The organism is Streptomyces sp. 17_S59 (genome assembly GCF_056930295.1).
In genome coordinates, this window is the sequence record NZ_JBXOWD010000001.1 from 5,054,032 (window position 1) to 5,065,963 (window position 11,932).

9 protein-coding genes are annotated in these 11,932 nt (G+C 72.0%); 6 read left to right on the forward strand and 3 right to left on the reverse strand.

The genetic code is table 11. The features are described 5' to 3' along the window. Positions 1-14 precede the first annotated feature (14 nt). The 3 genes from AC1Z4A_RS23155 to glgX are packed head-to-tail and all read right to left on the reverse strand — an operon-like array spanning position 15 to position 6,112. Complete coding sequence (locus AC1Z4A_RS23155; RefSeq protein WP_483681737.1) at positions 15-1,931, reverse strand: ABC transporter ATP-binding protein; 1,917 nt, start codon at positions 1,929-1,931, stop codon at positions 15-17. Continuing rightward, complete coding sequence (locus AC1Z4A_RS23160) at positions 1,928-3,781, reverse strand: ABC transporter ATP-binding protein (RefSeq protein WP_483681739.1); 1,854 nt, start codon at positions 3,779-3,781, stop codon at positions 1,928-1,930. The genes AC1Z4A_RS23155 and AC1Z4A_RS23160 overlap by 4 nt, the downstream gene beginning before the upstream one ends. A 45-nt stretch (positions 3,782-3,826) precedes the next feature. Further along, a complete protein-coding gene (gene glgX / locus AC1Z4A_RS23165) occupies positions 3,827-6,112 on the reverse strand; it encodes a glycogen debranching protein GlgX (RefSeq protein ID WP_483683696.1) in 2,286 nt (761 codons plus the stop codon). Between the two features lie 286 nt (positions 6,113-6,398). Between glgX and AC1Z4A_RS23170 the strand changes: the two genes are divergently transcribed. The 6 genes from AC1Z4A_RS23170 (at position 6,399) to AC1Z4A_RS23195 (ending at position 11,916) form a co-directional block, all read left to right on the forward strand. Next, positions 6,399-7,607 (forward strand): L,D-transpeptidase, encoded by a 1,209-nt coding sequence (locus AC1Z4A_RS23170; protein WP_483681741.1) that lies wholly within the window; start codon positions 6,399-6,401, stop codon positions 7,605-7,607. 308 nt (positions 7,608-7,915) lie between these two features. Then, positions 7,916-9,175, forward strand: coding sequence for a L,D-transpeptidase (locus AC1Z4A_RS23175; protein WP_483681742.1), 1,260 nt, complete (start codon positions 7,916-7,918; stop codon positions 9,173-9,175). 86 nt (positions 9,176-9,261) lie between these two features. After that, positions 9,262-10,029 (forward strand): enoyl-CoA hydratase/isomerase family protein, encoded by a 768-nt coding sequence (locus tag AC1Z4A_RS23180; RefSeq protein ID WP_483681743.1) that lies wholly within the window; start codon positions 9,262-9,264, stop codon positions 10,027-10,029. 267 nt (positions 10,030-10,296) lie between these two features. Further along, complete coding sequence (locus tag AC1Z4A_RS23185) at positions 10,297-10,812, forward strand: ATP-binding protein (protein ID WP_483683697.1); 516 nt, start codon at positions 10,297-10,299, stop codon at positions 10,810-10,812. Positions 10,813-11,170: 358 nt separating this feature from the next. Then, on the forward strand, positions 11,171-11,665 hold the full coding sequence (locus tag AC1Z4A_RS23190) for an N-acetylmuramoyl-L-alanine amidase (protein ID WP_483681744.1): 495 nt from the start codon (positions 11,171-11,173) through the stop codon (positions 11,663-11,665). A 38-nt stretch (positions 11,666-11,703) separates the two neighbouring features. After that, complete coding sequence (locus tag AC1Z4A_RS23195) at positions 11,704-11,916, forward strand: EF-hand domain-containing protein (protein ID WP_483681745.1); 213 nt, start codon at positions 11,704-11,706, stop codon at positions 11,914-11,916. Positions 11,917-11,932 lie beyond the last annotated feature (16 nt).

Consider the following 11,932-nt stretch of genomic DNA (forward strand, 5'->3'; position numbering starts at 1 on the left):
TGATCGCGAACCCGCTAGACCAAGCTGTCCCGCCAGGCCTTGTGCAGGTCCGCGAACCGCCCGGAGCCCGCTGTGAGTTCGCCGGGCGGGCCGTCCTCGGCGATGCGGCCGCCGTCCATCACCAGCACCCGGTCCGCGATCTCCACCGTGGACAGCCGGTGCGCGATGACCAGGGCCGTCCGCCCGCGCAGCACCGTGCGCATGGCGTGCTGCACCGCCCGCTCGCCCGGTATGTCCAGCGAGGACGTCGCCTCGTCCAGGATCAGCACGGCCGGGTCGGCGAGCAGGGCGCGGGCGAAGCCCACGAGCTGGCGCTGGCCCGCGGAGATCCGGCCGCCGCGCTTGCGGACGTCCGTGTCGTAGCCGTCCGGCAGGGCCGCGATGAACTCGTGGGCGCCGATGGCCCGGGCCGCGCGCTCGACGTCCGCGCGGCTCGCCCCGGCGCGGCCGATGGCGATGTTCTCGGCCACCGTGCCGGAGAAGAGGAACGACTCCTGCGTCACCATGACCACGCCGCGCCGCAGCTCCGGCCCGGCCAGGTCGCGCAGCGGCACCCCGTCGAGCAGCACTCGGCCCTCGGTCGGGTCGTAGAACCGGGCCAGGAGCTTGGCCAGCGTGGACTTCCCGGCGCCCGTCGCACCCACGACCGCCACCGTCTCCCCGGCGCGCAGCGTCAGGTCGAAGCGGGGCAGCACCTCGCCGCCCGTGCGGTAGGAGAAGCGCACGCCCTCGAAGACCGCCTCGCGGCCGGGCGAGCCGGCCGGGCGCGGGGGCAGCGGCACGGGCTCGGCCGGCTCCGGGACGGAGGGACGCCGGTCCAGCAGCCCCGCGATCTTCTCCAGCGAAGCGGCCGCCGACTGGTACGAGTTGAGGAACATCCCGAGCCGGTCGATCGGGTCGTACAGGCGGCGCAGGTAGAGCACCGAGGCCGCGAGCGCGCCCAGGCCCAGCCCGCCGGACGCCACCCGGTACGCGCCCCACACCACGACGGCGGCCACCACGGCGTTGGCGACCAGCCGGGAGGAGACCACATAGCGGGCCATGGCCAGCGAGGCGTCGCCGTTGGTCCGCTCGTGGACGGCGTTCAGCTCGTGGAAGTGCGCCTCGTTGGCCCGCTCCCGGCGGAACGCCTGCACGGGCCGGATGCCGTTCATGGTCTCGGTGAACTTCACGATGACCGCCGCGATCGCCGTGGACCGTCTGCCGTAGACGGTCGAGGCGCGGCGCCGGTAGGAGCGCACGATCACGTACAGCGGCGCGAAGGAGAGCACGGCCGCGGCACCGATGCCCCAGTCCAGGTAGAGCAGCGTCGCCGAGACGTAGAGCACGGACAGGGCGACGCCGATCAGCTCCTGGAGGCCCTCGTTGAGGAGTTCGCGGATGGACTCGACGTCGGTGGTCGCCCGGGAGATCAGCCGGCCGGAGGTGTAGCGCTCGTGGAAGTCGACGCTCAGGGACTGCGCGTGGCGGAAGATCCTGCCGCGCAGGTCCAGCAGCGCGTCCTGGCCGATGCGCGCCGAGAGCCGGATGAAGGCGAGCTGGAGCAGCCCGGAGGCCAGCGCACACACCAGATAGACGGCGCCGACGGCGGTCAGCGGACCGTAGTCGTGCCGCCGCACGGCCGGCACACCCCGGTCGATGGCGAACGCGACGAGCAGCGGACCGGCCTGCACGGCGGCCTGCTGGAGCAGCAGCAGGACGACTGCGAGCCGCACCCGTCCGCGCGCGGGGGCGAGCAGGGAGCGCAGCAGCGCGCGGGAGGCGCCCTTCGAGGCGGGCAGGACGTCCCGGTCGAAGGGGTCCGTCGGCTCGTCGGGTCTGTCCGGTTCGCCGGGCCGCCGAGCCGGCCCGGCGGCCCCGGTGGGTGCCGTGGGTTCGTCGGGTCCGTCGTCGTCCTCCGCGGCCGGGCGGCCGGAGACGGTGGTGGTCATCGTGGATCGCCCCCTTCGCGCCCCTCGGGGCCGGACATCAGCGACGCGTACTCCCGGTTGGTGTACAGGAGTTCGTGGTGGGTGCCCACCGCGGCTATGCGCCCCCGGGACAGCAGCGCCACGCGGTCGGCGAGCAGCACCGTGGACGGGCGGTGGGCGACGACCAGGGCCGTCGTGCCGGCCAGCACCTCGCGCAGCGCCGACTCGACCAGGGCCTCGGTGTGCACGTCGAGCGCGGACAGCGGGTCGTCCAGGACCAGGAAGCGCGGGTTCCCGACGATCGCGCGGGCCAGCGCGAGCCGCTGCCGCTGACCGCCGGACAGGCTCAGGCCCTGCTCGCCGACCTGGGTGCGGTGGCCGTCGGGCAGGGAGTGCACGAAGTCGGCCTGGGCGACGGCCAGGGCCCGCAGGAGGTCGTCCTCGGCGGCGCCCTCGGCGCCCATCAGGACGTTCTCCCCGGCGGTCGCGGAGAAGAGGGTGGGGTCCTCGAAGGCCACCGAGACCAGCTCGCGCAGCCGCTCGCGGGGCAGGGCGGCGATGTCCTGCCCGTCGAGGGTGATCCGCCCCGCGGTGGCCTCGTGGAGCCGGGGGATCAGTGCGGTGAGGGTGGTCTTGCCGCTGCCCGTGGTGCCGACGAGGGCCATGGTCTCGCCGGGCCGGATGTGCAGGTCGACACCGTGCAGGACGGGCGGGGCGCCCGGGGGCGCGTCGGGATAGCGGAACTCGACGCCCTCCATGCGTAATCCGCCGCCCAGCCCGGTGCCTGCCTGCACATCCGGCCCGGCGGCCGTGCGCAGCGCGGCGGGCTCCGGGTCCCCCGCCACCGGGGCCCCTGCCACCAAATCCTCCGTCACCGGGGCGTCCAGCACCTCGAAGAAGCGGTCCGTGGCCGCGGCCGAGTCGTTCGTCACCGCGAGGAGGAAGCCGATGGACTCGACCGGCCAGCGCAGCGCCAGGGCCGTGGACAGGAACGCCACCAGCGCGCCCGCCGACAGTTCGCCGTCGCCCACCCGCACCACGCCCAGCACCAGGGCCGCGCCGACGGCCAGCTCGGGCAGGATCATGATCATCGCCCACAGCGTGCCCAGCAGCCCCGCCTTGCGCAGCTCCGTCGCCCGCAGCGTCCTGGACAGCCCGGCGAAGGCGCGCTCCTGGGCGCGGTGCCGGCCGAAGCCCTTGAGAATGCGGATGCCGAGGACGCTCTCCTCGACGACCGTCGTCAGATCGCCGATCCGGTCCTGCGAGGCCCGCGCCACCACCGAGTAGCGGTGCTCGAAGACCGAGCAGAGCACCACCAGGGGCACGACCGGCGCCAGCAGCACCAGCCCCAGCGTCCACTCCTGCTGCACCAGGATCGCGAAGCCGACCACGATCGTCACGGCGTTGACGAACAGGAAGGTCAGCGGGAAGGAGAGGAAGATGCGCACCAGCATCAGGTCGGTCGTGCCGCGCGAGAGCAACTGCCCCGAGGGCCAGCGGTCGTGGAAGGAGACGGGCAGCCGCTGGAGGTGCCGGTAGAGGTCCGCGCGCATGTCCGCCTCGACCCGCGCCAGCGGCCGCGCCACCACCAGCCGGCGCACCCCGAACAGCCCCGCCTCCGCCGTCCCGAGCGCCAGCACCAGCAGCCCGCCCAGCCACACCCCGGACGGGTCGCGGTCGGCCACCGGCCCGTCCACCGTCCACTTGAGCGCCAGCGGAATGACCAGGGACAGGCAGGAGGCCACCACGGCGACGAGCGCGGCGGCGACGAGTCTGAGGCGCACCGGTCTGACGTACGGCCGGAGGCGGAGCAGCGAGCGCACGGCCGACCGGCGCCCGGGCGGGGACGGCACTTCAGGTCTTCTGGACATCAATGGCGAGCGTACGACCGGCCACTGACAGCGCTCACTCGGTTTTCACCCGGCGGTCCGGCCCGGGTCCGGGGGAGCGGCCCCCGGACCCGCCTCATCCGGTACCACCCGCCACAGCAGCACCGACCGTGCCCGTACGGAGATCCGGCTGCCCGCGTCCCGGCACAGCCCGGGGGCCGTGCTCTGGTCCTCCAGAGCCGTGTTGACCAGGAGTTCGTACGACCGCGCCCACGGCGGACCCGGCAGAGTGAAGCGAAGGGGGCGCGCGCCGGCGTGCAGGACGGCGAGGAAGCTGTCGTCGGTCACCGGTGCGCCCTGCGGGCCGCGCTGGGGGATGTCCCGCCCCGAGAGGTACATGCCCAGCGCACCGGCCGGTGCGTACCAGTCGGCCTCGGTCATCTCCGTGCCCGCCGGGGTGAACCAGGCGAGGTCCCGCAGGCCGTCCGCGCTCTGCGGGTGCCCGGAGAAGAAGGAGCGGCTGCGCAGCACCGGGTGGGCGCGGCGCAGGGCCAGCAGCCGGGCGCACAGGTCGGCCGCCGCCCGCCAGCCGGGGTCCTCCAGCAGCGACCAGTCGATCCAGCCGGTCTCGTTGTCCTGGCAGTAGGCGTTGTTGTTGCCGCCCTGGGTGCGGCCCATCTCGTCGCCCGCCACCAGCATGGGCACGCCCGCGGACAGCAGGAGCGTCGTCAGCAGGTTGCGGATCTGCCGCCGGCGCAGCGCCGGAACCCGGGCGTCCGCGGTCTCCCCCTCCACGCCGCAGTTCCAGGAGCGGTTGTCGGCCGTCCCGTCGCGATTGCCCTCGCCGTTGGCCTCGTTGTGCTTGCGCTCGTAGCTGACCAGGTCGCGCAGGGTGAAGCCGTCGTGCGCGGTCACGAAGTTGATGGAGGCGTACGGGCGGCGGCCGCCCCACGCATAGAGGTCGCTGGACCCGGAGAGCCGGTAGCCCAGGTCGCGCACGTCCGGCAGGGCACCCCGCCAGAAGTCGCGCAGCGCGTCCCGGTAGCGGTCGTTCCACTCCGTCCACAGCGGCGGGAAGGCGCCGACCTGGTAGCCGCCCGAGCCCACGTCCCACGGCTCGGCTATCAGCTTGACCCGCCGCAGCACCGGGTCCTGCGCGATCACCGCCAGGAACGGCGAGAGCATGTCCACGTCGTGCATCGACCGGGCCAGCGCGGCCGCCAGGTCGAAGCGGAAGCCGTCGACGCCCATCTCCGTCACCCAGTAGCGCAGCGAGTCGGTGATCAGCCGCAGCACGTTCGGCTGGACCACGTGCAGCGTGTTGCCGCAGCCCGTGTAGTCGGCGTAGCGGCGGGGGTCGGCCTGGAGCCGGTAGTAGCGGCGGTTGTCGATGCCGCGCAGCGAGAACATCGGGCCCAGCTCGCCGCTCTCGGCGGTGTGGTTGTAGACCACGTCGAGGATGACCTCGATGCCCGCCTCGTGCAGCGCCCGGACCATCCGCTTGAACTCGCCCACCTGCTCGCCCCGCGTCCCGGAGGCCGCATAGGCGGCGTGCGGGGCGAAGTAGCCGATGGAGTTGTAGCCCCAGTAGTTGCGCAGCCCCCGCCGCAGCAGGTGGTCCTCGTGGGCGAACTGGTGCACCGGCAGCAGCTCCACGGCCGTCACGCCCAGCCTCACCAGGTGCTCCACGGCCGCCGGGTGCGCGAGCCCCGCGTACGTGCCGCGCAGCCGCTCCGGGATGCCCGGGTGCCGCATGGTGAAGCCCCGCACGTGCAGCTCGTAGATGACGGTGTCGGGCCACGGCGTCTTGGGCCGCCGGTCGTCGCTCCAGTCGTCGTCATCGGCGACCACCACGCCCTTGGGCACGTACGGGGCCGAGTCGCGCTCGTCGCGGACGGTGTCGGCCACGTGCTGCTGGGGCCAGTCGCGGACGTGCCCGTACACCTGGGGCGGCAGCGCCCCCAGGACCCCGGGGGCGGTCCCCGGGCCCGCGAAGTCGCCGTCCACCGCGCGGGCGTACGGGTCCAGGAGCAGCTTGGCGGGGTTCCAGCGGGCCCCCGTCCAGGGGTCCCAGCGGCCGTGCACGCGATAGCCGTAGCGTCGGCCGGGCCGCACGCCCGGCAGGAAGCCGTGCCATATCTCGTGCGTCAACTCCGTCAGCGCATGCCGGGTTTCGCTGCCGTCCTCGTCGAAGAGGCACAGCTCGACGGCCTCCGCCCCGCCGGCCCACAGGGCGAAGTTGGTCCCGGCGGTCCCGCCCCCGGCCGCCGCCCGGTACCGCGCGCCGAGCGGCTCCGGACTGCCGGGCCACACGGGCGCCGGCGCCACCACCCGGGCCACGCCCCTGGCGTGGCCGTTCACACCGGACGTCACGCCCGTACGCTCCGGACCGCCCGCGGGGGACGGCGGCCGGGGCACCCGGCCGGTCGTGAACTCGGCGCCCCGCTCCGCCCCTTGCTCGGCTGCACTCGACACGTGTTCGCCTCCGGCGGCTCTCGACCAGCGCGCCGGGCACCCGGGGTCCCGGGGCCGGGGTGCCCGGCGATTTCGCCCTTCCCGCCTTTCTTCCCGGATCCGCCCATGCGCTCACCCGTGTGATCGCCCGCAGCAAGCGAGTGCAGTCACGTTTCTCCCGGCGAACCGCGTCGTTGGGCCGGGTGTGACGACATCTAGCCTCAAGCGCGCGGCACGGAGACTGGCCCTGCTGGCGTCCCTGGCCGCGCTCGCCGGGTGCGCCACCGTCTCGCCCAAGACCACGCTGACCGACGACGACCGCCCCGTGGGCGCCCTCATCCAGGTCGTCCCGCACGACGGCGCCCGTAACGTGCCCGCCGGGCAGCGGTTCGAGGTGCGGGCGCCGGCCGGGCGGCTGGAGCGGGTACGGGTGTCCGAGTTCCGCGACGGCGAGCAGCTGACCGTGCCGGGACGGATCTCCGCGGACAGGCACAGCTGGCGCCCCGCCACGCCCGGCCGGCTGGCACTCGGCGCCCGCTACTCCGTGGACGTCGTCGCCCGCGACCCGGCCGGCCGCAGCACCGCCCGGCACTCCGGCTTCACCACCTACGTGCCCGAGCACCGCTTCATCGGCTACTTCACCCCCGAGCCGCAGACCACCGTCGGCACCGGAATGATCGTTTCTTTCGGCTTCAACCGGCCGATCGCCGACCGCGCCGCCGTCGAACGCGCCATCCGGGTCACCGCCCAGCCGCCCACCGAGATCGCCGCGCACTGGTTCGGCCCGGCGCGCCTGGACTTCCGGCCGCGCACCTACTGGCGGCCCGGCACGGTCGTCACGCTCGGCCTGCGGCTGCGCGACGTGCGGGGCGGGGCGGGGGTCTACGGGATCCAGCAGAAGACCGTGCGGTTCGTCGTCGGCCGCCGCCAGTTCAGCAGGGTCGACGCCGCCGCGCACACCATGACGGTCGTCCGCGACGGCAGCCGCCCGGTGACGCTGCCCGTCACGGCGGGCGGCCCGGGCAACGAGACCTACAACGGCAAAATGGTCATCAGTGAGAAGTTCGACATGACCAGGATGAACGGCGACACGGTGGGCTTCGGCGGCGAGTACGACATCTCGGACGTGCCGCATGCGATGCGGCTCACCGCCACGGGAACGTTCCTGCACGGCAACTACTGGGCCGCCCCGGGCGCTTTCGGCGCCGCGAACACCAGTCACGGCTGCATCGGGCTGCGCGACGCCCAGGGCGGCAGCGCGACCAGCCCGGCAGGCTGGTTCTTCGGGAACTCGCTGATCGGGGACGTCGTCGAGGTGGTGCACTCCGGGGACCGGCTGGTCGCGCCGGACAACGGGCTGGGCGGCTGGAACATGTCCTGGGCCGCCTGGCGGGCGGGCTCCGCCCTCCGGTGAGCCGTCCGCCGGGGTCGCCCGGTGAGGCCGTCCGCCACCCCTCGGGGGCCTGGCGGGGCGTCTGCCGGAAAACACCGCCCGGCGCTTGACTGAACATCAGTTTGACCTGGCCGGAAACAGCCGCTTCACTTCGGTCACCGCATTCACCACAGACGCACGGTTCGTATCACCGCTCCCATTTGGGACTGAACGGTGACATTCGAGAGCTCAGCGATGTCGGTGGCGTGTGGTTATCTATCGACAAGCGCGTGAGGCGCGCTCAGGGGGCGCCGCGTGGCCGCGGGCCGTGCGAGGGGAGTCAAACCGTTGTGAACGTGCACCCGATATCGAGGTCCCGGGGCCGGATATCCCGGGCCCGGGGCCGACGCCGCGCCGGTATGTCCGCTCTGCTGCTCGGGTCGGTGCTGACGCTGGTCAGCGCCTGCGGCGGCGGGGACGACAAGGGCGACAGCGGCAAGAGCGTCAAGGGCGATGACGGCGGTGCGTCGCAGGCGGTCGTGAACATCGCCCCCAACGACGGTGCGACCGACGTGGCGACCAGCGGCGCGCTCAAGGTCACCGCGGACAAGGGCGCCCTGACGTCCGTGAAGGTCGTCGACGACAAGGGTGCGACGATCGAGGGCAAGATCTCCGGCGACGGCGCCTCCTGGGAGCCGTCGACCCACCTCGGTGCCTCCACCAAGTACTCGGTGGACGCGATAGCCAAGGACAAGAAGGGGCATACGTCCGCCAAGCACGCGGCGTTCACCACCCTCACCCCGCAGAACACCTTCGTCGGCTACTTCACGCCGGAGGACGGCAGCACGGTCGGCGTGGGCATGCCCGTGTCGCTCAATTTCAGCCGGGGCATCACGGACCCCAAGGCCGTCGAGAAGGCCATCAAGGTGACCGCCGAGCCGGCCGTGGAGATCAAGCCCCACTGGTTCGGCAACGACCGCCTGGACTTCCGGCCCGAGAAGTACTGGGCGGCCGGCACCAAGGTGACGATGACCATGAACCTCAACGGCGTCCAGGGCCGTGAGGGCGTGTACGGCACCCAGAACAAGACGGTGAAGTTCACAATCGGCCGCAGCCAGGTGAGCACCGTCGACGCCAGCGCCCACACCATGTCGGTCGAGCGGGACGGCAAGCCCTTCAAGAGCGTCCCGATCTCCGCGGGCGGCCCGGGCCACTCCACGTACAACGGTCAGATGGTCATCACCGAGAAGTACGAAGTGACGCGCATGGACGGCCGCACGGTCGGCTTCGGCGGCGAGTACGACATCTCCGACGTGCCGCACGCGATGCGCCTGTCCACCTCCGGAACGTTCATCCACGGCAACTACTGGTCCGGTGAGAGCACCTTCGGCTCGGAGAACGTCAGTCACGGCTGCGTCGGCCTGTTCGACCAGCGCGGCGGCGGCGACCCGTCCACGCCGGCCTCCTGGTTCTACAACAACTCCCTGATCGGCGACGTCGTGGTCGTCAAGAACTCCCAGGACAAAACGATCCAGCCGGACAACGGTCTGAACGGCTGGAACATGCCCTGGTCCGAGTGGATCAAGGACAGCGGCGGCAAGGACAGCTGAGCCGCCGGCTCGAACACCCCGCGGCCCGGTGCACTGTGACAAAGTGCACCGGGCCGCGGTGCGTTAGCGGCCGCTAACCTGCTGTCATGACTGTGCATCTTGAGGTTGCCGAGGGCGTCGGGACCGTCCGGCTGGACCGTCCCCCCATGAACGCGCTGGACATCGCCACCCAGGACCGGCTCCGCGAACTCGCCGAGGAGATCACCCACCGCCCGGACGTGCGCGCCGTGGTGCTCTGGGGCGGGGAGAAGGTGTTCGCGGCCGGCGCGGACATCAAGGAGATGCAGAAGATGGACCACGCCGCCATGGTGGCGCGGTCCCGGGGCCTCCAGGACTCCTTCACCGCCGTGGCCCGCATCCCCAAGCCCGTGGTGGCCGCCGTCACCGGCTACGCCCTCGGCGGCGGCTGCGAGCTGGCGCTCTGCGCCGACTTCCGGATCGCCGCCGACACCGCCAAGCTCGGCCAGCCCGAGATCCTGCTGGGCCTCATCCCCGGTGCGGGCGGCACCCAGCGGCTGTCCCGGCTCGTCGGCCCGGCCAAGGCCAAGGACCTCATTTTCACCGGCCGTCAGGTCAAGGCCGACGAGGCGCTCGCCATGGGCCTCGTCGACCGCGTCGTGCCGGTGGAGGAGGTCTACGAGCAGGCCCACGCCTGGGCGGCCCGGCTCGCCGCCGGCCCGGCGCTCGCGCTGCGCGCGGCGAAGGAGGCGGTGGACACGGGCCTGGAGACCGACATCGACACCGGCCTCGCCATCGAGCGCAACTGGTTCGCGGGGCTGTTCGCCACCGAGGACCGGGAGATCGGTATGCGCAGTTTTGTCGAGGACGGCCCGGGGAAGGCCAAGTTCGGCTGAACCATGGGCGATTAAGGGTGAATTGCCCGGAGGGAAGTCCTCCGCGTGTTTACTCTTGTGGGGGAATTCTGTCAGGAGTGTGCCGACCCGTGACAGGGCTTCCCCCACGCGCTCGGCGATCTTTTGTGCGGCCGGATCCGCCGCAGGTCAGTCCGTGTTTGCTGGGCGCCGCGGAGCCGCTGGCATATGCCGTCACATACCCCCGGAACGTCACGCTCCGCTGAATCGAATCCCGCCGTTCCACTCCGTGGCGCCTTGGTGACGGCCATGATGGGGGGCATGGCGGGCCTGGAGGGGACGGGGCAGCCGCGGCAACGGGCCGGTACGGCCCCGGCCCGGTGGAGCCCGTCCGTTGAGGATGAACTGGCGCTCAATGCGCTCGAACTGTTCGGCAATCCCACCCTGGGGGAGGTCCGGCTGCCCTCCCGCCCCGAGTCCGCCGTAGCGGCCCGCCGGCTCACCCAGGCCGTGGTCCTGCGGCACTGGGGGCTGTCGGTCCAGCTCACGGAGCACGCGGTGCTCCTCGTCTCCGAGCTGGTCGGCAACGCCGTCCGGCACACCGGGGCCCGCTACTTCGGGCTGCGGATGGTGCGGCGGCGCGGATGGCTGCGGGTGGAGGTGCGCGACCCCTCGCGGGGGCTGCCGTGCCTGCTGCCGGTGCGCGAGACGGACACGAGCGGCCGGGGCCTGTTCCTGGTGGACCGGCTCTCGGACCGGTGGGGGGTGGACCTGCTGGCGCGGGGGAAGACCACGTGGTTCGAGATGCGCGTGGTGGACCGCTGAGCGGGTCGGTCCGTCCGTGCGGATATCCGGTCCACACATACGAAGAGGCCCCCATCCGCCTCGATCGGGCGGGCCGGGGGCCTCTTCGAATGCGCCGCGGAGAAATGGGGTGTGTTCCGCGGCGGTGATGACGACCTGGCCCGGGTCAATGGGGGTCGCTGGGCTCGACTATGACATGCGGAGTACGCCGAATCCAAAGCGAGCCCTCTTCAATCCAAGGTGACCTGTACCACGCGCCTTGCATTCCATGAATTAATCCGGGGTCTGTCTTATTTTTATACGGAGTCGTCGAAGTCCTTGCGGAGCGCTGCCTCCGCGGGTCTCATGTACCCGACGAGCCCCGGACCCGGGAGTCCCCATGGAACAGCCCCCCTACCCGGCCACCCACTGGATACCGGCGAGCAGCGCCAACTACACGGTTTCGGCCCGCCCTCGCGCCTACCCGGTGGAGTTCGTCGTCGTCCATGTGACCCAGGAGACCTTCCCGGACGCCCGGCGGATCTTCCAGGACCCGGCGGCCAAGGTCTCGGCGCACTACATGGTCGCGTCCGAGGACGGCTACATCGGGCAGTTCGTGCGCGAGAAGGACATCGCCTGGCACGCCGGGAACTGGGACTACAACACCCGCAGCATCGGCATCGAGCACGAGGGCTGGATCGACCGGCCCGAGTACTTCACCGACGCCCTCTACCGCTCCTCCGCCCGGCTCGCGGCGGCCGTCTGCGCGCGCTACGGCATCCCCGTCACCCGCGAGCACATCATCGGCCATGTGGAGGTGCCCGGCTCCACGCACACGGACCCCGGTCCGTACTGGGACTGGGACCGTTATCTGGAGCTGGTGACCGGCGGCTAATCTGTGCCGGTCCACCAAGCACTCAAGGGGAGGCTCACATGGCCGACATCGAGGAAGCCCGTAAGGCTTTTGCCCGTTTCGACATCGACGGCGACGGGTTCATCACGGCTGAGGAATACAAGAGCGTGATGGCTCAGCTCGGCGACCACAACGTCACCGTGACCGTGGCCCAGGCCATCATCAACAAGAAGGACGGCAACGGCGACGGCGTGCTCTCCTTCGAGGAGTTCTGGGCCTCCATGAACGGCTGACCGGGCAGCCGACGGG

Bases quoted from the DNA above. Each gene is read 5' to 3' on its own strand.
- AC1Z4A_RS23160 (WP_483681739.1), bottom strand. From the start codon at position 3,781: ATGTCCAGAAGACCTGAAGTGCCGTCCCCGCCCGGGCGCCGGTCGGCC.
- AC1Z4A_RS23190 (WP_483681744.1), top strand. From the start codon at position 11,171: ATGGAACAGCCCCCCTACCCGGCCACCCACTGGATACCGGCGAGCAGC.
- AC1Z4A_RS23185 (WP_483683697.1), top strand. From the start codon at position 10,297: ATGATGGGGGGCATGGCGGGCCTGGAGGGGACGGGGCAGCCGCGGCAA.
- AC1Z4A_RS23180 (WP_483681743.1), top strand. From the start codon at position 9,262: ATGACTGTGCATCTTGAGGTTGCCGAGGGCGTCGGGACCGTCCGGCTG.
- AC1Z4A_RS23155 (WP_483681737.1), bottom strand. From the start codon at position 1,931: ATGACCACCACCGTCTCCGGCCGCCCGGCCGCGGAGGACGACGACGGA.
- AC1Z4A_RS23195 (WP_483681745.1), top strand. From the start codon at position 11,704: ATGGCCGACATCGAGGAAGCCCGTAAGGCTTTTGCCCGTTTCGACATC.